At 69.9% G+C, this 25,999-nt stretch carries 23 protein-coding genes and 2 pseudogenes; 9 read left to right on the top strand and 16 right to left on the bottom strand.

All coding sequences use genetic code 11. The features are described from left to right. Nucleotides 1-3: 3 nt before the first annotated feature. The 4 genes from ACN27F_RS24795 to ACN27F_RS24780 form a co-directional block, all read right to left on the bottom strand. Nucleotides 4-690, bottom strand: coding sequence for a choice-of-anchor M domain-containing protein (locus ACN27F_RS24795; protein ID WP_421437436.1), 687 nt, complete (start codon nt 688-690; stop codon nt 4-6). 90 nt (nt 691-780) lie between these two features. Continuing rightward, complete coding sequence (locus ACN27F_RS24790; protein WP_421437434.1) at nt 781-2,094, bottom strand: GTP-binding protein; 1,314 nt, start codon at nt 2,092-2,094, stop codon at nt 781-783. Further along, nucleotides 2,091-2,270 carry a 50S ribosomal protein L32 gene (gene rpmF, locus ACN27F_RS24785; protein WP_421437432.1) on the bottom strand — a complete coding sequence of 60 codons (180 nt, stop codon included), beginning with the start codon at nt 2,268-2,270 and terminating at the stop codon, nt 2,091-2,093. Before rpmF ends, ACN27F_RS24790 begins: the two co-directional genes overlap by 4 nt. A gap of 129 nt (nt 2,271-2,399) precedes the next feature. Further along, the gene (locus ACN27F_RS24780) at nt 2,400-2,768 is read right to left on the bottom strand and encodes an ArsR/SmtB family transcription factor (protein WP_421437430.1); all 369 of its coding nucleotides are present in this window, start codon (nt 2,766-2,768) and stop codon (nt 2,400-2,402) included. Between the two features lie 66 nt (nt 2,769-2,834). Here ACN27F_RS24780 and ACN27F_RS24775 point away from each other — a divergent pair, with 66 nt between their 5' ends. Next, nucleotides 2,835-4,832, top strand: coding sequence for a heavy metal translocating P-type ATPase (locus tag ACN27F_RS24775; RefSeq protein WP_421437428.1), 1,998 nt, complete (start codon nt 2,835-2,837; stop codon nt 4,830-4,832). A 24-nt stretch (nt 4,833-4,856) separates the two neighbouring features. Here ACN27F_RS24775 and ACN27F_RS24770 read toward each other — a convergent pair whose 3' ends face one another. Then, nucleotides 4,857-5,357 carry a DUF456 domain-containing protein gene (locus tag ACN27F_RS24770; protein WP_421437426.1) on the bottom strand — a complete coding sequence of 167 codons (501 nt, stop codon included), beginning with the start codon at nt 5,355-5,357 and terminating at the stop codon, nt 4,857-4,859. Between the two features lie 142 nt (nt 5,358-5,499). Here ACN27F_RS24770 and ACN27F_RS24765 point away from each other — a divergent pair, with 142 nt between their 5' ends. Continuing rightward, entirely contained in the window at nt 5,500-7,551 is a 2,052-nt protein-coding gene (locus tag ACN27F_RS24765) for an alpha-glucuronidase (RefSeq protein WP_421437425.1), read from the top strand. Between the two features lie 16 nt (nt 7,552-7,567). On the opposite strand, the gene ACN27F_RS24760 is transcribed toward ACN27F_RS24765, so the two are convergent. Further along, entirely contained in the window at nt 7,568-8,125 is a 558-nt protein-coding gene (locus ACN27F_RS24760) for an MOSC domain-containing protein (protein WP_421437423.1), read from the bottom strand. A gap of 195 nt (nt 8,126-8,320) precedes the next feature. Here ACN27F_RS24760 and ACN27F_RS24755 point away from each other — a divergent pair, with 195 nt between their 5' ends. The 3 genes and pseudogenes from ACN27F_RS24755 to ACN27F_RS24745 all read left to right on the top strand — a co-directional run. Beyond that, the gene (locus tag ACN27F_RS24755; protein ID WP_421437422.1) at nt 8,321-8,503 is read left to right on the top strand and encodes a DUF397 domain-containing protein; all 183 of its coding nucleotides are present in this window, start codon (nt 8,321-8,323) and stop codon (nt 8,501-8,503) included. Between the two features lie 29 nt (nt 8,504-8,532). Continuing rightward, nucleotides 8,533-8,712: a hypothetical protein gene (locus ACN27F_RS24750; protein ID WP_421437420.1), complete on the top strand. Its 180-nt coding sequence runs from the start codon at nt 8,533-8,535 to the stop codon at nt 8,710-8,712. Between the two features lie 299 nt (nt 8,713-9,011). Beyond that, a pseudogene (locus ACN27F_RS24745) lies at nt 9,012-9,480 on the top strand (DNA polymerase beta superfamily protein); the annotation flags it as partial. Here the strand turns inward: ACN27F_RS24745 and ACN27F_RS24740 are convergent. Next, nucleotides 9,481-9,777, bottom strand: a pseudogene (locus ACN27F_RS24740) (tetrahydrofolate dehydrogenase/cyclohydrolase catalytic domain-containing protein); the annotation flags it as partial. It lies immediately after the preceding pseudogene. Between the two features lie 38 nt (nt 9,778-9,815). Further along, entirely contained in the window at nt 9,816-10,190 is a 375-nt protein-coding gene (locus tag ACN27F_RS24735; protein ID WP_421437419.1) for a hypothetical protein, read from the bottom strand. 138 nt (nt 10,191-10,328) lie between these two features. Between ACN27F_RS24735 and ACN27F_RS24730 the strand changes: the two genes are divergently transcribed. Then, entirely contained in the window at nt 10,329-10,730 is a 402-nt protein-coding gene (locus ACN27F_RS24730) for an MmcQ/YjbR family DNA-binding protein (RefSeq protein ID WP_421437417.1), read from the top strand. A 48-nt stretch (nt 10,731-10,778) separates the two neighbouring features. Here ACN27F_RS24730 and ACN27F_RS24725 read toward each other — a convergent pair whose 3' ends face one another. Continuing rightward, nucleotides 10,779-12,479, bottom strand: a complete 1,701-nt coding sequence (locus ACN27F_RS24725; RefSeq protein ID WP_421437416.1) for a LamG-like jellyroll fold domain-containing protein — start codon at nt 12,477-12,479, stop codon at nt 10,779-10,781. Between the two features lie 205 nt (nt 12,480-12,684). Between ACN27F_RS24725 and ACN27F_RS24720 the strand changes: the two genes are divergently transcribed. From ACN27F_RS24720 to katG, 3 genes are all read left to right on the top strand, one after another. After that, the gene (locus ACN27F_RS24720; protein ID WP_421437414.1) at nt 12,685-12,816 is read left to right on the top strand and encodes a hypothetical protein; all 132 of its coding nucleotides are present in this window, start codon (nt 12,685-12,687) and stop codon (nt 12,814-12,816) included. A 156-nt stretch (nt 12,817-12,972) separates the two neighbouring features. Continuing rightward, on the top strand, nt 12,973-13,461 hold the full coding sequence (locus ACN27F_RS24715; RefSeq protein ID WP_421437413.1) for a Fur family transcriptional regulator: 489 nt from the start codon (nt 12,973-12,975) through the stop codon (nt 13,459-13,461). A 22-nt stretch (nt 13,462-13,483) separates the two neighbouring features. Beyond that, the gene (gene katG, locus ACN27F_RS24710) at nt 13,484-15,760 is read left to right on the top strand and encodes a catalase/peroxidase HPI (RefSeq protein WP_421437411.1); all 2,277 of its coding nucleotides are present in this window, start codon (nt 13,484-13,486) and stop codon (nt 15,758-15,760) included. A 128-nt stretch (nt 15,761-15,888) separates the two neighbouring features. On the opposite strand, the gene ACN27F_RS24705 is transcribed toward katG, so the two are convergent. The 7 genes from ACN27F_RS24705 to ACN27F_RS24675 form a co-directional block, all read right to left on the bottom strand. Then, entirely contained in the window at nt 15,889-17,535 is a 1,647-nt protein-coding gene (locus ACN27F_RS24705) for an FAD-binding oxidoreductase (RefSeq protein ID WP_421437409.1), read from the bottom strand. A gap of 143 nt (nt 17,536-17,678) precedes the next feature. Further along, nucleotides 17,679-19,733 carry a beta-galactosidase gene (locus tag ACN27F_RS24700; RefSeq protein WP_421437407.1) on the bottom strand — a complete coding sequence of 685 codons (2,055 nt, stop codon included), beginning with the start codon at nt 19,731-19,733 and terminating at the stop codon, nt 17,679-17,681. Next, nucleotides 19,730-20,419, bottom strand: coding sequence for a DUF624 domain-containing protein (locus ACN27F_RS24695; RefSeq protein WP_421437406.1), 690 nt, complete (start codon nt 20,417-20,419; stop codon nt 19,730-19,732). The genes ACN27F_RS24700 and ACN27F_RS24695 overlap by 4 nt, the downstream gene beginning before the upstream one ends. Beyond that, nucleotides 20,416-21,966 carry a GH39 family glycosyl hydrolase gene (locus ACN27F_RS24690; RefSeq protein ID WP_421437404.1) on the bottom strand — a complete coding sequence of 517 codons (1,551 nt, stop codon included), beginning with the start codon at nt 21,964-21,966 and terminating at the stop codon, nt 20,416-20,418. Before ACN27F_RS24690 ends, ACN27F_RS24695 begins: the two co-directional genes overlap by 4 nt. Before the next feature lie 120 nt (nt 21,967-22,086). Next, nucleotides 22,087-23,751, bottom strand: a complete 1,665-nt coding sequence (locus ACN27F_RS24685; RefSeq protein WP_421437403.1) for an extracellular solute-binding protein — start codon at nt 23,749-23,751, stop codon at nt 22,087-22,089. Nucleotides 23,752-23,810: 59 nt separating this feature from the next. Further along, nucleotides 23,811-24,734, bottom strand: a complete 924-nt coding sequence (locus ACN27F_RS24680) for a carbohydrate ABC transporter permease (RefSeq protein WP_421437401.1) — start codon at nt 24,732-24,734, stop codon at nt 23,811-23,813. Further along, entirely contained in the window at nt 24,731-25,732 is a 1,002-nt protein-coding gene (locus tag ACN27F_RS24675; protein ID WP_421437399.1) for an ABC transporter permease, read from the bottom strand. The genes ACN27F_RS24680 and ACN27F_RS24675 overlap by 4 nt, the downstream gene beginning before the upstream one ends. Between the last annotated feature and the right edge of the window lie 267 nt (nt 25,733-25,999).

Here is a 25,999-nt window from a genome sequence, read left to right as displayed (position 1 = left end):
GTCTCAGGGCAGGACGACGAATCTCAGGCAGACCGAATCGGACTCGACGACGGTCGAGGTGCCGGCCAGCGTGGCGCTGGCCTTGACCTTGAGCAGGTAGACACCGGCCTTGCTGAACGCCCAGTTGACGTGCGTGTGGTCGCCGACCGACAGGTCGATGACGTCCGGCAGGCCGTCCCGGCTGTTGGCCAGCACGGTGGGCTGCCCGAACAGGTCTTCGATGTAGATCGCCATCTCGGCCGAGCTGGGCGCGCTGATCAACTGCTGCACGGTCAGCTGGACCGTGTCGTCAGCGAAGACGCCGGTTTCCAGCTCCTCAGCGGCCAGGCCGGCGAAGAGCAGGTCCTCGTCCTCGATCTGCGGCAGGATCCACACCGGCGAGCCGGCGGCACCAAGGAAACCGAAGGCCGGATCGCTGGGCACTGTGGTCTTCGCCGCGGACTTGGCGACGAAGATCACATCGTCGTGGGCACGGTGCGCTGGCGGCTCGACAGTGTCGTCGTGCACACCGAGCTCCAGCTCGCCGTCCTCGTACTCCACCTCGATGACGTCGACATGTCCTTCATGCAGGACGACCGGCACGGTGAGGCCCTGCGCCTGCGCCGGCGCGGCCGCGATGGTCAGCGCCGCGACCATCGCGGCCCCGGTCACCAGTGCGGCTGCGGCCCGACTGCGGGTTGCGGTCAACACGAGACAGACTCCTTCCCGATGACCCCTAGTGGGCCACCGGGGAGCAATGATAATCGTTTTCAGCTAGTCCGGATAGGGGGCGATGTGCATTCAGTCCACCGACGTCATCACCGCCGGCAGGTCCGGGTGGGACGGAGCATGCGCCGACCGGCCCGGCACGTGTCCATGCTCGTCGAACTCGTCGAGGTCCCACTCGGGGAACGGATCGGGCAGCTCACGCCAAGCGTCCAGGCCGCCCGTCGGTCCTCCGCCGACCACCGCCAGCTCCACCTCGGTGAGCAGGCAACCGTCCAGTGCCGTCCGGAGCCGGTCGGCGGCCAGCCCGATCCCGATGAACACCAGCTCCTGGTGGCGGTCGCCGAACACGGGATCCCACCGGGCAGCCAGATCGGCCCGCTCGGCCGGATCGTCCGGCCACTCACCCGAACTGGCCACCGGTACGCCGGCCGGGTCACACCGGGCGGACGGGCCGGCCTGTGACCACAGTGCCTGCACGTGCGGGCGGGTCGCCAGCCAGAGAAACCCCTTCGACCGCACGACGCCGAAGGTGTCCAGCTCGGCGAACAGGTCCCAGAGCCGCTGCGGATGAAACGGCGCGACCGCCCGGTAGACGATGCTGCTGATGCCGTACTCGATGGTCTCCGGCACATGCTCGCCGTTGAGCTCGGCGACCCAGCCCGGTGCGGTCTCCGCGGCGTCCAGGTCGAACCGTCCGGTATCGAGCACCTCGCTCAGCGGCACCTCGGCACGCACCGTCCGCAGTTGGCGGGCCTTTGGATTCAGCCGGGTGACCAGCGCCTCGACCACCGCCAACTCGTCCGGCTCGACCAGGTCGGTCTTGTTGACCAGGATCAGGTCGGCGAACTCGATCTGGTCGACCAGCAGGTCGGCGATGGTGCGGTCGTCATCGTCGTACGCGGCCAGCCCGCGCTGTTCCAACGACTCGCCGGCGCGCAACTGGGCGATCAGGTGCGGCGCGTCGACCACGGTGACCATGGTGTCCAGCCGGGCGATGTCGGCCAGCACCCCACCGTCGTCGGTGCCGAAGGCGAAGGTCGCCGCCACCGGCAGCGGCTCGGAGATACCACTGGACTCGATCACCAGGTAGTCGAACCGGCCCTGCCGGGCCAGTCGGGCGATCTCCACCAGCAGGTCGTCGCGCAGCGTGCAGCAGATGCAGCCATTGGTCATCTCGACCAGGCGTTCCTCGGTACGCGACAGGCTGCCGCCGTCTCGTACCAGGGCCGCGTCGATGTTGATCTCGCTCATGTCGTTGACGATGACCGCGACCCGCAGCCCTTCCCGGTTTGCCAGGACGTGGTTGAGCAGGGTGGTCTTGCCCGCGCCGAGGAAACCGGACAGCACCGTCACCGGCAGCCGGTCGTCGGCGTCACCGACGGTCATTTGGGATCCTCGACCTGGCGACCCCGATACAGGCCGCAGTGCCCGCAGGCCCGGTGCGGCAGGATCTTCTCCTGTCGTGGGCAGGGGCAGGTGACCAGCGTCGGAACCGCCGCCTTCCACTGGGCACGGCGGTGGCGGGTGTTCGACCGCGAGGTACGGCGCTTCGGTACGGCCATCGGACGGCCTCCTCTCTTCTTGGCCCAGAAGATAACGGAAGCCGTTTTCATTAGGATGGTAAGGCTCACCTATCGACGGCCTCGACACAGCCCGCCACGACCACGCGGGGCCGTCCGGGTAGCCGCCGATCAGCGGTGGCGGTGGGCCGTTCGGTCTCCGGCCTCATGGTCGGGCAGGTCACGATCGGCGTGATCGGCGTGGAACAGCGCCTCGGCCAGCAGTTGCCGGACGTGCACGTCGGCGGCCGAGTAGTAGACGAAAGTGCCCTCGCGACGGCCGCGCACCAGCCCCGCCAGCCGCAGTTTCGCGAGATGCTGACTGACCGCGGTCGGGGCCGCTCCAACCAGCTCAGCGAGGCAGGCGACCGACGACTCGCCCTGCAGCAGCGCCCAGAGGATCTTGATCCGGGTCGGGTCGGCGAGCAGGCGGAACGTCTCGGCGGCCAGGTGCACCTGCTCCTCGACCGGCATCCGGAAGTCCGGGATCGAGGTGTGCATGCCGGCGAGCCTATCTCAAGCTGCCAACTTGCATACCTGCATAGCTACGCAAGTATTGTCATCACCGTGCTGACCGAAACGCCGGTGCTCCCGTCACCGTCACGCGCGCAACGCCTGGCCGACGCCGCCCGCCGTACCCCGATCCGGTCACTGCCCGAAGTCCGCTGGGCGACGGCGGCGACCGGCCTGTTCGCCATCGGTGGCGCGCTGCAGTTGGCCGGCGCACCGGCCTGGAGCTGGTGGGCCGCCTACCTGGCCTGCTACGCGGCCGGCGGCTGGGATCCCGGCTGGTCCGGACTGCGGGCGCTGCGCGAACGCACCCTCGACGTCGATTTGCTGATGGTGGTCGCCGCGATCGGTGCCGCCGCCGTCGGCCAGGTCTTCGACGGCGCCCTGCTGATCGTCATCTTCGCCACCTCGGGCGCACTGGAGGCGCTCGCCACCCGGCGTACCGCCGACGCGGTGCACAGCCTGCTCGACCTGGCCCCACCGCAGGCCACCCGGATCACCGACGGTCCCGACGGTCCCGACGAACACCGGGTGGACACCACCTCGCTGCGGGTCGGCGACGTCATCCGGGTCCGGCCCGGCGAGCGGATCGGCGCCGATGGGCAGGTGATCGACGGGACCAGCGAAGTCGACCAGGCCACCATCACCGGCGAGCCACTGCCGATCGACCGCCGCCCCGGTGACGACGTGTACGCCGGCACCCTCAACGGCACCGGCACGCTGCGGGTACGGGTGAGTGCGCCAGCCGACGAGACGGTCGTCGCCCGGATCGCGGCCATGGTCGACGAGGCTGCCGCCACCAAGGCGCCCACGCAGCTGTTCATCGAGCGGATCGAGCAGCGCTACTCGGTCGGGGTCGTGGTAGCGACCCTGGCCCTGTTCGGCATCCCACTCGCCTTCGGCGACAGTTTCACCGACGCGTTGCTGCGGGCGATGACCTTCATGATCGTCGCGTCGCCGTGTGCCGTGGTGCTGGCGACCATGCCACCGCTGCTGGCCGCGATCGCCACCGCCGGCCGGCACGGCGTGCTGGTCAAGTCGGCCGGCGTGATCGAACGCCTCGGCCGGGCCGATCTGGTGGCGTTCGACAAGACCGGCACCCTCACCGAGGGGCGCCCCCGGGTCACGGCCGTCCATCTCGTACCCGGGACGCCGACGTCCGACGACGCGGACCGGCTGCTGGCGCTGGCCGCCGCCGCCGAACTGCCCAGCGAGCACCCGATCGGCACCGCCGTGGTCTGCGCCGCACGCGACCGCGAACTCCCCGTCACACCCGCCGACGAGTTCGTATCCCTGCCGGGACGCGGCGTCACCGCCCGCGTCGGTGACCGGTGGGTCGCGGTGGCCAGTCCGGCCCAGTTGCTGTCGGCGGCGGGCGACGCCGCCCCGCCGCCGTCCGCCGCCGTCCGCCTGGCCCGGCAACTGGCCGCCGAGGTGGAGGCGGCCGGGCAGACCGCCGTGGTGGTAGCCGTCGACGGCGCCCCGGCGGCCGTGCTGGCACTGACCGACCAGCTACGACCCGGCGCGGCAGCGGTCACCGCCGCGTTGCGCGCCCTGACCGGACGGGCACCGGTGCTGCTCACCGGCGACAACGCGCGCTCCGCCGGGCGGCTGGCCGACGAGGTCGGCATCGACCAGGTGCGGGCCGGCCTGCTGCCGCAGGACAAGGTCGCCGCGGTCCGGGAACTGCAGGCCGCCGGCCGACGGGTGCTGGCGGTCGGCGACGGGGTCAACGACGCGCCGGCGCTGGCCACCGCCCACACCAGCATCGCGATGGGCGGCGTCGGTGCCGACCTGGCCCTGGAGACCGCGGACACGGTCATCGTCCGGGACGATCTGACCACTGTCCCGGCGGTCGTCGCGCTCGCCCGCCGGGCCCGGCGCTACGTCGTCGCCAACCTCGTCATCGCCGGCACCGTCATCGCCGTCCTGGCGACCTGGGACATCCTGGGTCACCTGCCGCTACCACTCGGGGTCGCCGGCCACGAGGGATCCACCGTGCTGGTGGCACTCAACGGCATGCGGCTGCTGCGCCGGTCGGCCTGGCGCCCGTGACGACAGCCGGTGCCCGACGAGACGTCACGTCACAAACAGGCCGAGCCCCCACAGGCCGCCGATGGTGAGCGCGGCACCCAACTCGATCAGCATCGCCAATCCGACCGCCAGCACCGCCCGCTTCGTCGCCGGCCAGGCCAGCGCGAAGTCACCGAGTCGCTGCCGTTCGGCCAGCCAGACCCCGGCTACGAACCCGATCACCAGCCCGAGCAGCGGGATGACGAAGAAACCGACCAGCCCGAGCAACCCGCCGATCAGCAGCGACCTGGTCGGCACGCCGGCCCGTTTGAGGTCACGGCCTGGCCAGAGGTACTTCACCAGCGTGCCGCCGACGGCGACCGCGGTGGCCGCGAGCACGATCAGCCACTTGCCGCCACCCGCGTCGCTGAAGATCGCCCAGCCCAGCACCCCCGCCCAACACAGCAGCAGGCCGGGCAGCACCGGGACGACCACGCCGAACAGGCCGACCAGGATCGCCAGGCCGCTGAGCAGCGTGACCAGGGACTGGGTGTCGTCGAGATCCACGCCGCCAGGGTGACCGATCGGCGCCACCTGCGCCAGCCGTCGGTGTGTGTGCCGGTACCCCAGCGCCTGCCGGCACCCCACGACCGGGGCTGCGCTTGACGTACAGATCAGGAAGAATATCCCCAGCTTGGGGAGGATCCACGTGACAGTTGCAATGCAGACCAATCTCCATCCCGCGTGGCTGCCGGCGGACGCGTTCCGCGCGATCGGATCGCGCCGCACCGTGATATCCGCGACCACCAGCGACAGCCCGCTCATCGACACCGTGTACGCCGAGGTGCGGGCGGCCTGCTACCGCTTCGGCGGCACGGTGACCCGGTCGTCGGTCGACGACGACACCGATCTGATGCTGAGACTGACCAGCGAGCCTGGCGGGCTCGGCGACGAAGGCTACTCGGTCGGCCGCGCCGATGGCATCACCACGGTGACCGCCGACGGTCCGGCCGGGCTGCTCTACGGACTGTTCCACCTGGTCCGGCTCGGCGGGTCCGCGTTCACCGGCGACCCGGTCACCGACGATCGGGCGACCCGGACGCACCGGCCCGCCGTGCGGCGGCGGATGCTCAACCACTGGGACAACGTCGACGTGAACCCGTTGATGGGCCAGATCGAGCGCGGCTACGCCGGCGGATCGATCTTCTGGCGGGCCGGCGCGCTCACCGACGACCTGGACCGGCTGCGCACGTACGCCCGGTTGCTCGCCGCCACCGGGATCAACGCGATCACCGTCAACAACGTCAACGTGGGCCGGACCGAGGCACGGCTGCTCACCGACCGGCTCGACGACGTCGCCACGATCGCCGCGATCTTCCGCGCGTACGGGATCGCGCTGCACCTGTCGGTCAGTTTCGCCTCACCGATGGTGCTCGGCGGGCCGCCCACCGCCGACCCGCTCGACGAGTCGGTACGCGCCTGGTGGGCGGCCACCACCGCGCGGGTCTACGACGCGGTGCCCGACTTCGGCGGGTACGTGGTGAAGGCGGACTCGGAAGGCCAGCCCGGCCCGTTCGCGTACGGGCGCAGTCACGCCGACGGCGCCAACATGCTCGCCGACGCGCTCGCCCCGTACGGCGGGGTGGTGCACTGGCGGGCGTTCGTCTACAACCACCGGCAGGACTGGCGGGACCGCTCCACCGACCGGGCGCGGGCGGCGTACGACCATTTCGCCCCGCTCGACGGCCAGTTTCACGACAACGCGATCCTGCAGGTCAAGTACGGTCCGATGGACTTCCAGGCACGCGAGCCGGTGTCACCGGTGATCGGCGCGATGCCGGCGACCCGGCTGGCGGTCGAGCTGCAGGTGACGCAGGAGTACACCGGTCACCAGCTGCACGTCTGCTACCTCGGTCCGCTGTGGAGCGAAGTGCTCGGCTTCCGCTTCGACGGCGACGGCGACGGCCCGTTCACCGGCGACGCCGGCTCGACCGTCGCCGGCATCGCCGAACACGGCGGCAGCCTGGTCGCGGTGTCGAACGTCGGCGACGACCCGTTCTGGTGCGGGCATCCACTGGCCCAGGCCAACCTGTACGCCTTCGGCCGGCTCGCCTGGGAGCCGGCGGCCGACCCGGTGGTGCTGCTCGACGAGTGGATCAGCCTGACCTTCCCGGCCGACACCGTCGACGATCCAGCGCTGGTCCGCGGGGTGCTGCACGCGATGATGGACGGTTCGTGGCGCACCTACGAGCGGTACACCGCGCCGCTGGGTGTCGGCTTCATGGTCCGCCCCGCCGACCACTACGGCCCTTCCGTCGACGGGTACGAGTACACCCAGTGGGGCACCTACCACTTCGCCGACCGCGACGGCGTGGGCGTGGACCGCACCCGGGCCGCCGGCACCGGCTTCGCCGGCCAGTACCCGAAGCCCTGGGCGGACGTGTACGAGTCGATCGCCGACTGTCCCGACGAGCTGCTGTTGTTCTTCCACCACGTGCCGTACGGCCACGTCCTGCGCAGCGGTTCGACGGTGATCCAGCACATCTACGACACCCACTTCGCCGGGGCCGACGAGGCGGCGACAATGCGTGAGCACTGGCAGCGGCTCGCCGACGCCGGCCTCGACCCGGCCCTGTACGCCCGGGTCGCCGACCGGCTCGACGAGCAGGTCCGCTCGGCGCGAGAGTGGCGCGACCAGATCAACACGTACTTCTTCCGCAAGTCCGGCGTCCCGGACGCGCACGGCCGCCGGATCCACTGAGAGGTAAGTCCGCTGGTCATACCCGGTCCAGTGGCAGGTGCGGCGGGACCGGCAGCTCGACGGTGACCGCATCACCAGGGCGCACCGGCCCGCCGGCCAGCACGACGCTCATGATTCCGGCCTTGCGGATCAGACCGCCGTCTGCGTCGGTGTCGAGGACCGCCTTGAGCAGGCCGGGACGGAAGGCGTTGATCTGCTGGCACGGGTTGCGCAGCCCGGTCACCTCGACGGCCGCGTGCGGGCCGAGCCGCAGCACCGTGCCCCGGGGCAACGACAGCAGATCCAGGCCGCGGGTGGTGACGTTCTCCCCCAGCTGGCCGGGCTGGACGGCGAAGCCCTGCGTCCGCAACTCGTCATGCAGTTCACTGTGGATAAGGTGCACCTGGCGCAGGTTCGGCTGGGTCGGGTCGCGGGCGACCCGTGAGCGGTGTTGCACGGTCACCCCGGCGTGCGCGTCGCCGGCCACCCCCAGCCCGGCCAGCAGGTTGATCTCGTCGGCGACATTCTTGCTGAACCGGTGCTCGCCGTCGCGGCACACCGCCACGACCATCGGCTGCCCATCCGTTGTCGCCACGGTTCCCTTCACCCATGCTCTGTTAACCGGTGCCCCGCCTCGCTCCACCGTCGTACATGACCAAGGACGGCCACGCCTACTGGCGGATCAACCGCCAGGCGGCTACCGCCACCAGTCTGCCATCTGCCCCTCCGGGACGGCGGTGGTGGCGGTGGCCCCACCCCAGCGGTCACGGCAGACGTACGACAGGTCGGCGTGGTTCCAGACCCCGTCGCCGTCGCCCCAGCTCAGCCCGCCCAGCCGACTCGGACTGCGTCGAGGTGGCCACGCTGGCCGGCGGCACGATCGCCGTGCGACTCCAAGGACCCGCACGGCCCGGTGTTCCTCTTCCCCACCGACGCCTGGACCACGTTCCTCACCACGGTGTCCAGCCGCTGACGCGATCGGTCTGCCTTCCGACGACACCCGTGCCCGCCAACCGCCCGTACGTCTTCCTCGACGTCGACGGGGCACTGATCCCCTTCGCGCTCGGGCGGCTGGCCGCGTGCTTCGCCCGCCGCTGCTGCCGACTGCCACACCGTGTCAACCCGCGAATCGGCCTCACCGACGCCGACTTCTCCACCATCCGCCAGTGGCTCACGACCTGACGTCCGGCAGGCTGCGTCGATGTGAGGCTGAGATACGTTAAGACCGCCTCGTAAGGTATCCCAGCCTCACATCGACGCAGCTAACCGCTGGAGGCGGCACCGTCGAGTCGGGCAGCATCGGACGCACGATGCTCCTGGTGCCCGGCGACCCGCTGCGGCCGACCGCCCGGACGAGCACTTCGCGCCAGACGCCCGAGCCGCCCGGGAAGCCGGCTTGACCGTTGCGGTGGTCAACCACGACAAGCTGGCCCGGGACGACGACGCGGTGCGGGCAATGACGTCCGTGCCCGGCGGCGGCACGGCCGCCCGCCCATCTGGCGGGCCGGCCCCGGACCAGTTCTCCTGGGAGTTCGAACGGTTCTGCACGCTGGCTCTGCAGGGCAATCCGACCGGCCTGGAGGTACTCTGGTCCCGCTGGTCGAAACGCTCACCGCAGACGGCGAGCGGCTGCGGGCGACACGGCAGGCGTTCCTGTCGAAACGGCTGGCCCAGACGTACGGCGGCTACGCCAGCGACCAGCTCGACCGGGTGAGGGCCCGCCGCGACCGGACCGGCGAGATTAACCACAAGCAGGCGATTCACATGCTCCGGCTGCTGACCGCCGGTGCGTACGTGCTGCGTACCGGCGAGGTCCTGGTTGACGTCGGGCAGCTGCGGGACCGGCTGCTCACGGTCCGGCGCGGCGAGCTGCCGTGGGTGGCGGTCACCCGCTGGGCGGCGGACCTGCTGGCCGAGCTCGACGACGCGGCGGCCGGCACCACGCTGCCGGTCGAGGCTCTGCAGCGCGGCGTCGTAGTCGAGATGGCCCGGGATCGGGTACTGGATCAGGACGGCGTGCACCCGGTGGCCGGCGTTGAACCCGGCGATCACGTCGAGCAGGTCGTCCTGGGTGGCGTCGGCGGGCAGATGCCGGTGCGGCGAGTCGAAGCCGAGCTCGGCGGCTTGTCGCTGTTTGAGGCGGAGGTAGCCGGCGCTGGCGTCGTCGTCGCCGACCAGGATGGTCGCGAGGCTGGCGCGCCGGGCAGCAGTCGAGCATTCGCGGGCATCGGAGTCCCATGCCGCCAGGTGCCTTGGGTGCCGACCATATTGGAAGCCGACGTGGTTCACCCGCGTCGTTGCCGTTGCCTGCGGATCATTTCCAGTCGAGCGGCGGCGACCATGGCCGGCCGCCGGGCAAAGCCGAGCGCGTAGGGACCGTGGTGGAAGGCCGAGGCGCGCACTACCCTGCCGTCGCCACGGCGCGCCCAGAGGCCGTCGTCGTCGTGGCCGAACCGGTCGATCTCCGTCCAGGACAGCCGTACGGCCCGGAGCCAGTTGACCAGTACCACCTGATCCGCATCGACTTCGACGCGCAGGGCCGAGCTCCGCGTGGCGCCGGCCAGCACGACGGCCGCACCGGAAATGCCGGTGCAGCCGGTCCAACCGCCGTCAGCAACGGCAGCCGCCGTCAAGATCACCGATGTGGTGGCGAGCGCCACGATCGGTACCAGACGTTGCCAGGTCGGCGGACGAAGGCGGATGAACACGATGCACATGGTGCCGGATCCGAGACACCTGCGGGCGTCTGCGCGTCGTGGCGGCAGGTGCTACGCGGCGGGATGTGTTTACCCTCCGGCATGGCACATCCGATCATGTTCGACGAGGCGGACCCGCTCCTGGGCCGCGTGCGGGCGCTCGCCCTGGCGTTGCCCGACGCGGCCGAGAAGGTCTCGCACGGGCGGCCCGCCTTTTTCACCACCAAGGTCTTCGCCTACTACGGAGGGTCGGTGAAGGTCGCTGGCACCTATCGGCAGCATGACCAGTCGGTGCTCGTGCTGATCGAACCGGGCGAGCGCGAGGCGCTGTTGCGGGAGGACCGCTGTTATGTGCCGGCGTACCTGGGCTCTTCCGGGTGGGTCGGGATCGACCTGACCGACGAGACCGACTGGGACGAGATCGGCGAGTTGCTCGACGCCAGCTACCGGCGGACGGCCGGGCCACGCAGGGTCGCGGCGCTCGACGCCCGGCCACCCGGGTGATCGTGCCGGCCAGCTCCACCGGAGCACAGTGGTCCAGGTCGCGGAAGGTCACTGGCAGGTCTGGCCGAGGTCGGCGGCGATCGCGAAGAGATAGATGTCGAGGACAGTGCCCTGGCCGTCGATCTCCATCGGCCCGTTGAACACCTCACCACACCAGCTGCCGTAGCTGGCGGTGATGGTGTACAGGCCGGGTGGGAAGCCGGTCAGCGCATAGCTGCCGTCGGGGCCCGAGACGGTCTGGTGTCCGCCCGGCTGCAACTCGATCAGGACGCCCGGCTGCGGCAGGAAGAACTCGTTCCACACCGTGCCGGACAGCAGGGCCGCCGGCACCACCGTGAACGCGCCCTGACTCATGTCGCTGACCCGATCGCCGTCGTCCACCGCGACCGCGTAGATGGGCCACTGTCCCGTGACGCTGCCGACGTCGATGGTCACCGTCGCGGTGCCGCCCGCCGTGTCCGCGTTCACCGTGCCACCCAGCCCGGTGCCGCCGACGCTGTAGCGGAACTTCGTCACGTTCGTGTCGCCGCCGGCGTCGAAACGTACGGCGAGCTGCCCGCCGGCGGTGGCGTCGGTGCCGTTGGGAAAGGTGATCACCGGCGGCAGCGGAACAGCGAGCTCGGCGAGGTTCGCCGGGGTCTCGACGAAGGTGTAGAAGCGTACGTCGTCGGTGGCACCGACGAAGAAGCCGTCGTCGGCACCGTTCCATCTGCGTTTGCCGACGGACACCTCCGTGGCGGCGTTGAATCCCCCGATCAGGCTCGCGGTCGCGGCCTGGGACACACCGTTGACGTAGAGCGTCAGGTTCCTGCTCGACGCGTCGTACACCCCGGCGAGATGGGTCCATTTGCCCACGGTGGGCATCGCGTCGGACAGCACGCTGTGGAGCGTGCTGTCGTCGGTGTCGGCCGAGGCCATGGTGAATTGCCACCGCTGCGCTCCGGCGGCGTAGCCGAGGTGATAGGCGGACACCCGGGATCCACTCGCGCTGACCACGGTCTGCACACCGCTTCCGGAGGTCGAGTCGAGCTTGGCCCAGGCGGCGACGGTGAAACTCGCATCGGTGCGGACCGACGTCGGAACACCGGTGTCGGGGTGCGGTGTGTTGATCGCGCCGGCCAGGGTAGCCGCGGTCGCGCCTGGCAGCGACAGCGTCGTGCCGACCCCCGCCCGGCCGGGCACCCTGCTCGCCGACGCCCCGACGATCAGATCGTTGCCGTGGCCGGTGACGTCGGTAGCGGTCGGCCCGGCCTCCTCGAACGTCCACTCGGCCGCCGGGCCGGAGCCGGCCCGGACACTGAACGAGTACGTAGCGGGGGTGGAGAATTGTCCCAGGTGATTCTTGGACCACACGTGGAGCACGTTGATGCCGTCGTGCGGCGGTGCCACGGTGATCGACGCGCCATGGTCCGTCGGCCGCGCCGCAACGGTCTCGGCACTCGTCATCAGGACTGGGTCGAAGCTGTACGCGTACTCCGTGACCTCGTCCGGTCGGGTCGTCGGCGCGGTCACGCCGAAGGTGCCGGGCAACCCGATGCCACCGTGTGGCACCCCGTCATCGGGGTAGTCGGTGGAGCTGATGCTCGCCGGCGGCGCTGGTGGCGTCGCGGCAACGGCCGAGGCGAGCGTTGGCGGACCGGTGGGATTCGCGTCCGCCCGGACCGGCACCGCCAGCCCTGCAACGGCTACCAGGGCCACCAACACCCCGGCCCGACCTCGCTGCGACACGTTCGTGCGTACGCCAGCCATTGGCACCCCCGTGATTGACGCCAACCGATGCATGAACTGTAACGAGCACTTACGGTCAGCGCAAAGGTCGTCAGGAACCGCTACCGGGAGCGGAGGGCATGCCATCGGCGGGCGTCCGACGCGCCCGCCGGCGACCGTTGCGACCTGCCACCACCTCCCCGAGCGTCGGAGCCGCGCAGTCGCACATCCGATCGGTTGGGGGCATGTGTCAGGCCGGTTCGCGCAGGCGGACGGGCACATCGGCGTCGGTGGCGCCACCGTCGTCACGCACCGGTCCTTCGACGCGGGCGTCACCCTGCAGCGGTACGCCGTCCGGGCAACGTCCGCAGCGGTGTGAGACGTTCGGGACGTCCGGTGCACCAGTCGGCCACGATGATGGCCGTCCGCTGCCTGACTCTGCTGCTCTGACCTGCGGTTTCACTGAAAGACAACAGAGCGGTGGCACTCCGCACTGAAACTTGAACCATTCCAGAAAAGAGCCTATCGTGGCTCCGTGACATCCGACCTCGAGGCGCAGTTGCGGGCGGCCTCGTTGCGGGTGACCCGGCCGAGACTGGCGGTACTCGCCGCGCTGCAGGACCACCCGCACGTCGACACCGACACGGTGCTCGCCCTGGTGCGTGCCAATCACCCGACCGTGTCCCATCAGGCGGTCTACGATGTGCTCCGGGTCCTCACCGACGCCGGTCTGGTGCGGCGCATCCAGCCCGCCGGCGCGACCGCCCGCTACGAGACGCGTGTCGGGGACAACCACCACCATGTCGTGTGCCGATTCTGTGGTGTGATCGCCGACGTCGACTGCGCCGTCGGGTCCGCCCCCTGTCTCACCCCCTCGGATGACCACAGCTTCGTGGTCGACGAGGCGGAGGTCGTTTTCTGGGGCACCTGCCCCGGTTGCGCGACCGAACGCACCGACCCGACCGAACGCACCGACCCGACCCGACCCGAACGCACCGCTCCAACCGAACGTATCGCTTCGTGATCCGACCTCCGGAAGGGAACAAATGAGCGACAACCAGGCCAACGGTCCCGCCAGCGCACAGGGCGTGGACAAGATGGCGGCGGCCGGCTGCCCGGTCGCCCACGACTCGGTGACCGCACACGGCAGCGAGAGCGAGAACCCGGCGATCGACTCGCCGACCCCGAAGACGGGCGGCCGGCCGCGCACCAACCGGGACTGGTGGCCCAACCAGCTCGACCTGTCCGTGCTGCACGCCCACTCGCCCAAGGGCAACCCGCTGGGCGCGGGCTTCAGCTACGCCAACGAGTTCGCCAAGCTCGACGTCGAGGCCGTCAAGCGGGACATCGTCCAGGTCCTTACCACCTCGCAGGACTGGTGGCCGGCCGACTTCGGCCACTACGGCGGGCTGATGATCCGGCTGAGCTGGCACGCCGCCGGCACGTACCGGATCGAGGACGGCCGCGGCGGTGCCGGCGACGGCGGGCAGCGCTTCGCCCCGCTGAACAGCTGGCCGGACAACGCCAACCTGGACAAGGCCCGCCGGCTGCTGTGGCCGGTCAAGGCCAAGTACGGCCAGAAGATCTCCTGGGCCGACCTGCTGGTGCTCGCCGGCAACGTCGCCCTGGAGTCGATGGGCTTCAAGACCTTCGGTTTCGGCTTCGGCCGTGAGGACGTCTGGGAGCCCGAGGAGATCTTCTGGGGCCCGGAGGACACCTGGCTGGGTGACGCGCGGTACCTGTCCGAGAAGGAGATGACGACCGGCGTCGGCGCGACCGAGATGGGTCTGATCTACGTCAACCCGGAGGGCCCGCGCGGCAACGCGGACCCGCTGGCGGCGGCCCACTTCATCCGGGAGACGTTCGCCCGGATGGCGATGAACGACGAGGAGACCGTCGCCCTCATCGCCGGCGGCCACACCTTCGGCAAGACCCACGGCGCCGGCGACGCCGACGCCCACGTCGGTCCGGAGCCCGAGGGCGCGCCGCTGGAGGCGCAGGGCCTGGGCTGGCTCAGCAGCTACGGCAGCGGCAAGGGCGGCGACACGATCACCAGCGGACTGGAGGTCACCTGGACCGACCGGCCGACGCAGTGGAGCAACCGCTTCTTCGAGATCCTTTTCGGGTACGAGTGGGAGCTGACCACCAGCCCCGGCGGTGCCAAGCAGTGGGTGGCCAAGGACGCCGAGGCGATCATCCCGGACGCCCACGACCCGGCGAAGAAGCACAAGCCGACGATGCTCACCACCGACCTGTCGCTGCGCGTCGACCCGACGTACGAGAGGATCTCCCGCCACTTCCTGGCCAACCCGGACGAGTTCGCGCTGGCCTTCGCCAAGGCCTGGTACAAGCTGCTGCACCGCGACATGGGCCCGGTCAGCCGTTTCCTCGGGCCGTGGGTGCCCGAGGCCCAGCTGTGGCAGGACCCGGTACCGGCCGTCGACCACGAGCTGGTCAACGACGCCGACGTGGCCGCGCTCAAGGCGAAGGTCCTCGACTCCGGTCTGAGCACCGCCCAGCTGGTCGGCACCGCCTGGGCGTCGGCCGCGAGTTTCCGCTCCACCGACAAGCGCGGCGGCGCCAACGGCGCCCGGATTCGACTCGAACCGCAGCGCAGCTGGGAGGTCAACCAGCCGGAGCAGCTCGCGGCGGTGCTGGGCACCCTGGAAGGCATCCAGCAGGAGTTCAACTCGGCCGGCGGGGCGAAGATCTCGCTCGCCGACCTGATCGTGCTGGCCGGTTCGGCCGCCGTCGAGAAGGCGGCGGACGATGCCGGTGTCAAGGTGACCGTGCCGTTCCACCCGGGCCGCACCGACGCCAGCCAGGAGCAGACCGACGTCGAGTCGTTCGCGGTGATGGAGCCGCGCGCCGACGGGTTCCGCAACTATCTGCGGCCGGGCGAGAAGACCCAGCCGGAGGTCCTGCTGATCGACCGGGCCTACATGCTCGGCCTGGGGGCGCCGGAGATGACCGTGCTCGTCGGTGGGCTGCGGGCGCTCGGGGCGAATGTCGGCGGTGCGCAGCACGGCGTGCTCACCGACCGGCCCGGCGTGCTCACCAACGACTTCTTCACCAACCTGCTGTCCCCGGGCACCCGGTGGAAGGCAGCCGAGTCCGGCGAGCACGTGTACGAGATCCGCGATCTGGCCACCGACAAGGTGCGGTGGACGGCGACCGCGGTCGACCTCATCTTCGGTTCCAACTCGCAGCTGCGCGCCCTTTCCGAGGTCTACGCCAGCGACGACGCCCGGGAGAAGTTCGTCGCCGATTTCGTCGCGGCGTGGGTGAAGGTCATGGAGCTCGACCGGTTCGACCTCGCCTGATCCAGCTCGACCGGCCAGATCCGACCACCGGCCAGATCCGACCGACCGGACCTGATCGATCAGACCCGGTCGAGGTGGCCCGGCCGACCCGCTGCGGGTCGGCCGGGCCACGTCGGCTCACGCGCCGGTCACCGGGGGCACCACTCGGTGGTGTAGCCGTCGACCGAGCCACAGGATCCGATGCCCTGCGGGTAGGTGAAGAAGTCGGTCGGGTCGTACTTGCGCTTCACCTCGACCAGCCGCGCGTAGTTGCCGCCGTAGTAGGCGTGCCGCCAGTCGGCCAGGTGCGGATCCGGGAAGTTCTGGTACGCCCCCGCCGGCGGGAAGCCGGCGAACACCTCGTCGAAGAACTCGGCCAGCCAGATGCCGTTCGCCACCCCGACCTCCGGCGGGTCGTCGTCGGCCCAGGTCGCCTCGGCCGCCATGATGAACATGACGTCGCGGTGCACGAACGCGGTCGCGTCCGGCGGCACCTCGTTGACCCGCCCGCCCAGGCAGAACAACGCGATCCCGGCACCGTCCGGGTTGCGGCTGCCCGGCCAGCTCCGCAGGCCCTCGACCACCGCCCGCAGCTGCGTCTCGTCCAACGGTTCGGGCAACGCCGCCGACTTCACGGCGAACTGCTGCATCGGCGTGTCCGCCGACAGCAGCACGCTCGCCTGTGCCGGCGGCACCGCCCGGATACTGTCCAGATTGGCCTGCCGCTCGGCCGGCGTACCGACCCGCAACACCGGCTCGAATATCCCGACCAGTTCGTCGACGGACCCGTAGAACTGGCCCAGCGCGTCGGCGTACACCTGCTGGCCGCCGCCGGCCAGCGTCGTGCCCGCACCGATGCGGCAGTCGAACCGGCGGTCGGTGAGACGACCGGCGGCGACGTCCTGCAGCGCCGCCAGGGCCGGCACCACCGCGTCCGCCGCCCAACGGAACCGGAAGAACGTCACCAGCCCCTGCAGCCGTACGTACCGGAAGGTGAAGGAGGTGTTGACCCCGAAGTTGTTGCCGGCCCCGCCCCGGCAGGCCCAGAACAGGTCCGGGTCGACGGTCTCGTCGCAGGTCGTCACGGTGCCGTCGGCCAGCACCAGCTCCGTCGAGACGAGCCGGTCGCAGGTCAGGCCGAACATCTTGTCGCTGAACCCGATGCCGCCGCCGAGCACCAGGCCGGCCACGCCGACCGTCGGGCACCGGCCGGCGGGTACGAAGACGCCCTGCTCGCGCAGCAGCGGCAGCAGGTCGGCGTTGACCACGCCGGCCGCCACGGTGACCGTCCCGGCGTCGTCGGTGACCTGCACCGGCCCGTACGACTGCGGTGGCGGCGGCGACGGGTCCGGCGTGATGCTGATCCCACGCAGTCGGCTCATCACCATCAGTAAGCCATTCGTGGTGGAGTAGCCGGCGTAGTTGTGGCCCAGGCTCGACCGGGGCACCAGCGGCATCCCGACGGTACGGGCCCAGTCGACCGCCACCACGACGTCGTCCGCAACGCCCGGGGTGAGGATCGCCGCCGGCCGTACGCTGGCGTACCGGTGGTTGTACGGGATGCTCAGCGCCTCGTAGCTCGCCCCGCCCCGGCGGTAGAGGGTCGCCTCCGGCGACAGCCGCCGCTGCAGGGCTTCCCACTGTGCCGGCGGCACCGCGACCCCGAGGTCCGGGTCGGCCGGCACCGGCACCGCCCTGACCGACGCACCGGCCGACCGCGCCGCCGAGATCAGCCCGGTCGCCGGCACCAGCCCGGCGACCACACCCGCCCGCAACGCCGTACGCCTGTTCACCATGATCGTGCTCCCCCGCTGGCACCATCCGGATCAGCCGGTGGCTCCTGCCCCGGCCACCTCGCCGACCCTGCCACCCGATGCCCTCGCCGGCGGCGGCCCGCGCGAGCGCTCACCCGACCGGGCGAACCGGAGCCCGACGCGCGTCAGGTGGTTTCGCGCAGCACGAGTACGCCGTACCGGTCCAGATGCAGCCGGTCACCGGCGGTGAACCGTACCCCGGTCAGCAGGTCGACCCCGGCGGCGACCGCCGGCGTCTCGACCGGCTCGGTCCCGTGGTTGAGCAGGAACCGGATCCGAGTGCCGTCCGGGGCGGTCCGGACCGCCGACTCCAGATCCGGCACGTCGGCGTACGGGCCGACCAGGTCGTGCCGCTCCAGGATGCGCCGCACCACCCAGGAGACACCGGCCTGGTCGAGCCCGGCGGCGACGTACCAGCCCTCGCCGGCGCCGAACCGGTGGCGGGTGACCGCCGCCGTGCCGGCGTAGAAATCGGCCTGGTAGCGGCCGACGACCTCGGCGCCCTGCGGAACGACCAGCTCGAACAGCAGTGTCGCGTCGGTGACGAGGGACCGGGCACCGTCCGTCGACAACGCGACCGGGTTGACCACGTCGGCTTCCCGGGCGTCCCACTCATCGATCCGGATCCCCAGCAGCGGCCCCAGCGGGCCCGGCACATCGGCCAGAAACGCCTGGTCGTGCTCGTCGACCCGCCCGGAAAGGTATGTTCCCAGCACGGTGCCACCCCGCTGGGCCACCCCTTCCAGGCGGGCCGCCACGTCGCCCTTGATCATGTGCAGCGCGGGGGCGACGACCACCTCGTAGCCGGCCAGATCGGCGGTGACCGCTACGACGTCCACATCGACCCCGGCGTCCCACAGCGCCCGGTGGTAGGCGAGCACCACCTGCTGGTAGCGGACCAGCCGGGACGGCCCGTCGGAGATCTCCAGCGCCCACCAGCTGTCCCAGTCGAACAGCAGGGCCACCCGGGCCGGGGTCCGTGCGCCGAGTGTCGCCCCGCCGAGCCGCTCCAGCTCCTCGCCCAGCTCCGCCACCTCGCGGAACACCCGGGTGTCGGAGCGCCCGGCGTGGCCGATCACCGCCCCGTGGTACTTCTCGCTCGCCCCGCGCGAGGCACGCATCTGAAAGAACAGCACCGCGTCGGCACCATGCGCCACCGCCTGCCAGCTCCACAGCCGCATCAGACCGGGGCGCTTCAACGGATTCACGTCCCGGCAGGCGGTGACACTCGGTGTCTGCTCCATCAACCAGAACGGCTGCCCGCCTTTGAGTCCGCGCATCAGGTCGTGGGTGAGCGCCATCCGGGCCGCCGACCGGTCGTCGGGCGGGTAGTTGTCCCAGGACGCGAAGTCCAGCTGCTCGGCCCAGCGATGGTAGTCGATCGGCCGGTACATGCCCATGAAGTTCGTCGTCACCGGCATGTCCGGGCTGGACTCACGGATCGCCGTCTTCTCGTCGACGAAATTGGCCAGCATGGCGTCCGACATGAACCGTAGGTAGTCCAGGGTGATGCCCTGGAAGGCGGTGTGGTCCGGCCCGCGCCAGTGCTCGGTCAACGCCGACGGCGGCTCGATCTGCGCCCAGTCGGTGAAGGTGTGCGCCCAGAACGTGGTGTACCAGGCCCCGTTGAGCGCGTCCAGGCTCCCGTAACGCTGGCGCAGCCAGGCGCGGAACCCGGCCGCGCACGTCTCGCAGTAGCAGGCGCCGCCGTACTCGTTGTTGACGTGCCAGGCGACCAGGCCCGGGGTCCGCGCGTAGCGTCGCGCGATCCGCCGCGCCAGCTCCGTGGACAGCCGCCGGTACGCCGGTGAGCTCGGGCAGGAGTTGTGCCGTTGGCCGAACCGGTGCCGGCGGCCGTCGAAGTCGACGCGGGTGACGTCGGGGTGGGCACGGGCCAGCCAGGCCGGGTGGGCACCGGTGCCGGTGGCCAGGCAGATCTGCCGGCCTTCGGCGACCGCCCGCTCGACGATCCGGTCCAACGTGGCGAAGTCGTACGTCGCCGGAGCGGGTTGGGTGTGCGCCCAGGCGAACACGCCGAGGGTGACGGTGTCGATGCCGGCCAGTTCGAACAGCCGGTAGTCGTCCTTCCATCCGTCTTCCGGCCACTGCTCGGGGTTGTAGTCCCCGCCGTACGGAATCTTGGCCACGGCCGGCAGCGACCCATCGCCGGGCGGCGTCACCTGGTGAACTCCTTTTCGATCGCGGCGGTCATCGGGCGGCTGGTCCGCAGCAGCAACAACGCCAGCACCGAGCCGGCCAGCGCCAGCACCGCCTCGGAGGCGTACGCGGTGATCGCGGCCGCCACCACCAGCAGGGCGAGCACACCGAGGGTCGCGCCCGGCGTACGGGTGAGGAAGTAGGCGGCCAGCCGGGCCACGTCCCGGGACCGGAACCGGAACAGCGAGGTGATCACCAGCGCGTTGCCGCCCCACGCCGCCGCCCCGACCGCGACGCAAACCAGCAGCACCGCCCACCACCCGGGCACCCCGGCGGCGGTGAAGTACGCCAGGTTGATCGCGATGACCGCCGACCCGGCCAGCAGCGGCAGCCAGATCCGCAGCACCCCGCCGAGATTGGTCCGGTAGCCACGCCAGAAGTCGGCGGCCGGGTGCAGGTCGGTCAGGTCGGGTCGGTGCGCGGCGATGGCGTACAGCGCGGCGGACAGCGCCGGCCCGATCGGGATCGCGCAGGCGGCGTAGAACGGGATGTTGCTGGGGTCGCGGGCCAGCAGCACCGCTGGCACCAGCCCCGGCAGTACGCCGGCCAGCAGCAGCAACTCGACGACGAGCAGCCGGTAGACGATGGCCGCCGCCCGCGACAGCGGGCCGTCGCCGAACTGCCGTTGCGCCGCCGTCAGGTCGTTCACGATCCGCTGTCCCCGCTCGCGGCGGTCGCGCCCGCCGCCTGGCCGAGCAGCCGCCGGTCGTCGGACCACGGTGGAGTTTCGTCGACCACCGGGGTGATCTCGACCAGGGTGACCTCGTGCCGGGAAAGCGTCAGGTCCACCTCGACCCGGCCGTCGGCCACCGGCAGGCTGCGGTGGCTGCGGGCCGGTTCGGCGGCCTCGCGCAGCGCGTCGAGCTGGGCTGGCCGGGGCGACGCCGGGCGGCCCATCTCGACCCAGGCCCGCCGGGCGTTGCCGGCCTCGTCGCTGACCGACGAGCGCATCACGAACACCGACCGGGCCGGTACGGCGGTCGGGACCGACAGGGCCACGGTGTGCCGTTCGGGAGACGCCGCGAGGTCGGTGACGTCGACCGGCGCCCAGGCCAGTACGGTGACCCGCCCGGTCCCGTCGCGGGTCACCAGGTGGTCGGCGCCCCGGGCGAGCATCTGGTCGCCCGTTCGGGCCAGGAACGCGTACAGGTGGTAGGTGGGTTTGCGGATCTGCCGGTGGGTGAGCAGGCCGAACCCGCCGTGGAAGATCGAGGTCGGGATGCCGACCTCCTCGAAGACGTCACAGAACGTCCAGTAGGAGAACGAGTCGACCAGGTCACCCCCGCCGACCAGTACCGGCGCGAGGTACGCGGCGTGGAACGCGGTGTCGTGGACCGGGTTGTCCGGCCGGTACGACGAGTTGAACTCGGTGATGTGCACCGGCAGGTCGGCCAACGCGGTGCCGGCGAGATGCTTACGCGGGCTGGCGAACTGTTCCAGCAGGTGCTCCGCCGGCCGCAGGGTCTGGTAGGTGCCGAACGGCACGTGCTGGGCGGGCCCCGACGTGTACGCGTGGCGGCTGACGAAGTCGACCGGCACCTCGTGCGCGGTGACGTACTCGGCGAACGGCACCAGCCACTCGTCCGACCCGGGGGATATCGCCGGCCCGCCGACCTGCAGGCTGGCGTCGACCTCCTTGACCGCGTGCGCGGTCACCTCGTACAGCCGGTGGTAGCCGGCCTGGTCGGCCCCGGCCCAGAAGATGTCCAGGTTGGGCTCGTTCCACACCTCGATCGGCCAGCCGCGGACCTGCTCCAGCCCGTACCGGTCGACCAGGTTGCGCACGGTGGCGCGGACCAGGTCGGCCCAGCCGGACTCGGACCGGGGCGGGGTGACGTTGCCCTGCCACCAGAAGACGGTCTGCCCGCCCGAAGCCAGCCCGGTGGGCATGAAGCCGAGTTCGATGAACGGCGCGATGCCGAGTTCGAGGTACGCGTCGACGATCTGGTCGGCGTACGTGAACGAGTAGCGCACCTGCGCACCGCCGGCATCGGTGTACGGCCGGTAGATGCCGGTGCCGTCGCTGAGCAGCCCGTGCCCGCGGATGTGCCGGAAGCCGATCTCCCGCTGGACCAGCGCGAGGGAGTCCTGGTAGTCGCGGTGCAGCGCGAGGTCGAACCGGCCGGTGCCGACACACGCCCGCCAGGCCTGCGGAAACACCCCGATGGGCTGGTCGGGTACGACGATCCGGCTCATGCGCACTCCTTCATGCAGGGTTCGGCGCGGTCGGCGCCGGCCAGGGCTGTCAGGCCCCGGGCCGACGCCGACCGGTGCCGGCCGCGCCCCTGCCACGAACACGACCGGCACCCGGGTAGGTCAGCCGTACTGCTCCTTGTAGCGTTCGTACGCCCCGTTGACCAGGTCGATGAGCTGCTGGGCGTTCTTGCCGTTCAGTTCCTCGACGTAGGCGTCCCATTCGGACAGATCACGCTGGCCGAGGATGAACTGCAGGGTCTGCTGCTGCACGTAGTCCTTCAGCGGGGTCTCCCACAGGGTGGCCTGCTCCCGTTCCTCGTCGCTGAATGGGCGCGGCGGGGACACCGGCAGCGTCTCCTTCTGTCCCATCGCCTCCTGGAACTCCAGCTCCTCCGCGGAGAAGGTGGACTGCAGCAGGTCGGTGGTGCCGCCGTAGGCGAAGACACCGTTGCTGAAGCCGAAGTCCTTCTGCAGGTGCTTGCTGCCGTTCGGGTTGAGCCCGACGAAGTCGATGTCGGCGTCGAGCACCCGCTTGCCGGAGGCGTCCTTGGTGTAGGTGACGCCCTCGACGCCCCACTTGGCGAACTCCTGGCCCTCGTCGGAGTACCAGAGCCAGTCGATGAACTGCATCATCGCGACGAAGTTCTCGCTCTGTCGGGCCGCGCTGGAGATCATGATGCCGTTCTCCAGTCGGGAACCGGCCTTGACCGAACCGACCGGGCTGTCCGGACGGGTGATCTTGGCGATGGTCGCGCTGGGGTTGGTCTGCTCCAGCGCCGGCCGGTAGTCGTTGACCAGGGTCTGCGCGTTGGTGCTGATCACGAAGGACTTGCTGTTGGCGAGCTTCTGGATCGCCGTGTCGTCGTCCTGGGTGAGGCTCTCCGGATCGAACAGACCCTCCTCGATCAGAGAGTGCAGGAACTCCACCATTTCGCGGTACTCCGGCATGGTGCCGGTGAAGACGAACTCCCCGGCGTCACGGTCGAACGTGGCGTTCTGGTAACCCCAGCCAGCCATCGTGTCGTAACCGTACGACGGGCCGATGATGTTCTGCAGCGCGCCCAGCGGAGTGGGGATGCTCCACCGGTCGGACATCGGGTAGGTGTCCGGGTAGGCCTCCTTCATCGCCCGCAGCATGTCCCGGAACTCGTCCCAGGTGGTCGGTTCCTCCAGGCCGAGTTCGGCGAGGATGTCGGTACGCACCGCGATGGTGTAGTCCGTCCAGACGTCCTCGTGCAAGCCGGGCAGCAGGTAGAACTTGCCGTCCTGCTGACGCAGCGAGTCGATGTCGCCCTGCAGGTTCCACTTGGCGACCTTGTCCTGGAAGTGCGGCATCAGGTCGATGTAGTCGCTGACCGGCAGGATGGCGCCGCTGGCGACGAAGGCGGACTCCTGACCGGGGTACGTCTTCGGGATGATCATCGGCGCGTCGCCGGCCCCGATCAGCAGGCTGCGCTTCTGCTCGTAGTCGCTCAGCGGCACCTCGACCGAGTCGATGCTCACCGCGGTGCGCTCGGTGAGCTCCTCCCAGAACAGCCACTCCTTGTCGATGGCGTAGTTGGGGTGGTTGTTGTACAGCATCGAGAAGGTCAGCGGCTCGGTGGCGGTGAACTGGTCGCCGACGCCGTAGTCTTCCATCGCGCCGACCCGGTTGCCGTCGAGGTTCTCCGGCTCGTCGGGTTCGTCGCTGCCGCAGGCGGTCGCGGTGAGGGTGATGGCGAGGACACCGGCGGCGAGGGCCGCCGTCCGGTGCCGGGTCGTCCGGAGCCGTGATCGATGAAACACAGGGAATCCTTTCGGTACGCGGAAGGCATTCGTTGAATGGGGCGAACCTGTCCGCGGTGCTATCCCTTGACTGCGCCGAGCATGATGCCCGACACGAAGTAGCGTTGGATGAAGGGATAGACCATGATGATGGGTAGCACGGTGAGAATGATGGTTACGGACTGGATGTTTGCCGCAGCTTGCGCCAAGGTGTCGCTGCTGCTGCCGGTTGATGTTGCACTGGTTGCCCCGGCGATCAGGTTGCGTAGGTAAACGGTCACCGGGAACAGCTCGGAGCGGTCCATGTAGAGGAACGCGGAGAACCACGAGTTCCAGAACGAGACCGCGTAGAAGAGCACCATCGTGGCGATGATCGCCTTGGACAGCGGGATCACGATGCGCCACAGGATGCCGTACGTGTTCAGCCCGTCGACGGCAGCGGCCTCTTCCAGGTCGGTCGGGAGGCTCTCGAAGAACGCCTTCATGACCAGCAGATTGAACACGCTGATCGCGTTGGGCAGCACGATCGCCCAGATGCTGTTCTTGAGGCCGAGGCTGGTGATGAGCACGTAGTTGGGGATCAGGCCACCGGAGAAGAACATGGTGAACACCGCGATGCCGACCAGCATGCCGCGGCCCTTGAGATGCTTCTTCGACAGCACGTACGCGTAGCAGGTGGTCAGCACGATCGAGATGAACGTGGCGGTGACCGTGTAGACGATCGTGTTCCGGTAGTTGGTCCAGAACATCGAGTCGGACATCACCAGCTGGTACGTACCGAGGTTGAACCCGCGTGGGACGACGTTGACCTGGCCGGCGCGGATGTACGCCTCGTCGCTGAGCGAACGGGCGATGATGTTGGCGAACGGGTAGAGGGTCACCACCACCACGCCGGTCAGGATGACCGCGTTGACGATCTTGAAGATCTGGTAGCCACGGGTGTCGTGGGGACTCCGGGCACGACGCCTGGGCCGCAGGACGGTGCGGGCGGAGTCGACGGTCACCACAGGCTCGTCCCTACTGCGCGGCGGGCGATGAGGTTCGCGGACAGGACCAGGAACAGCCCGATCAGGGCTTCGAACAGGCCGATCGCCGCGGCGTAGCTGAAATTGCTGGAGACCACGCCCATCCGGTACAGGTACGTGGAGATCACGTCGGCGGTCGGGTAGGTCAGCGGGTTGTACAGCAGCAGGATCTTCTCGAAGCCCACGGCCATGAAGGTGCCGATGTTCAGGATCAACAGCGTGATCATGGTGGGTCGGATGCCGGGCAGGGTCACATGCCAGGTCTGCCGCCATCGGTTGGCGCCGTCGATGCGGGCCGCCTCGTACAGGTCCTCGTCGATCGTGGTGAGCGCGGCGAGGTAGAGGATCGTTCCCCAGCCGACGGTCTGCCACACCTCCGAGGAGACGTAGATGGTGCGGAACCATTCGGGGCGCTGCAGGAACGGGATGGCCTCGCCGCCGAACGCGCGGATCATCGAGTTGACCGTGCCGTCGACGGACAGGATCTGCATCACCATCGCCGCGACGATCACGATCGACAGGAAGTGCGGCAGGTAGGACACCGACTGCACGAAGCGCTTGAGCTTGCGGGCGCGCACCTCGTTGAGCAGCAACGCCAGCACGATCGGCAGTGGGAAGACGACGACCAATGTCAGCGTGCCGAGGACCAGGGTGTTGGTGAACACCGACCAGAAGGTCGAGTCGGACAGGAACATCCGCACGTAACGCAGGCCGACCCAGTACTCGCCGAAGACGCTGCCGCCGGGTTGGAAGCGGCGGAACGCGATGACGTTGCCGAGCATCGGCAGGTAGCGGAAGATCAGGAAGAACAGCAGCGGGAGTACGACCAGCGAGTAGAGCTGCCAGTCCCGGCGCAGCGCCCGCCGCCAGCTACGCGAGCGCAACTGCGTTTTGGCCGGTCGCCGGGGTGGCCGGTCGGCGGGTGGCACCGGCACCTGCGTCTGCGGTGGCAGGTCCACCGCGCTGGGTGTGCTCATGCCAGCTGCCACCCCTCAATATCCGGTCCGGCTCGGGCGGTCGGCGGGCAGCCGATCGCGCCTCGATGGGACTACACCCTCGAAACTTTCGGAAATAAGTGCGTTACCTTGCGGGGAACCTAAACTCCCCGGCATGGTGTGTCAAGGGTCACCGAATCGGACGCTCAACTGCATAGAGTATGGTCCCGGCGATCGTTGACCCGACCGCGTGGCGCTCCAACCGCGCCCAGAAACGAGCCAACCCGAGCTCAGCAGCGGGATAGGCTC

This window comes from Solwaraspora sp. WMMB335, from assembly GCF_049179075.1.
GTDB lineage: Bacteria > Actinomycetota > Actinomycetes > Mycobacteriales > Micromonosporaceae > Micromonospora_E.
This window is presented reverse-complemented; position numbering and strand designations above follow the sequence as displayed.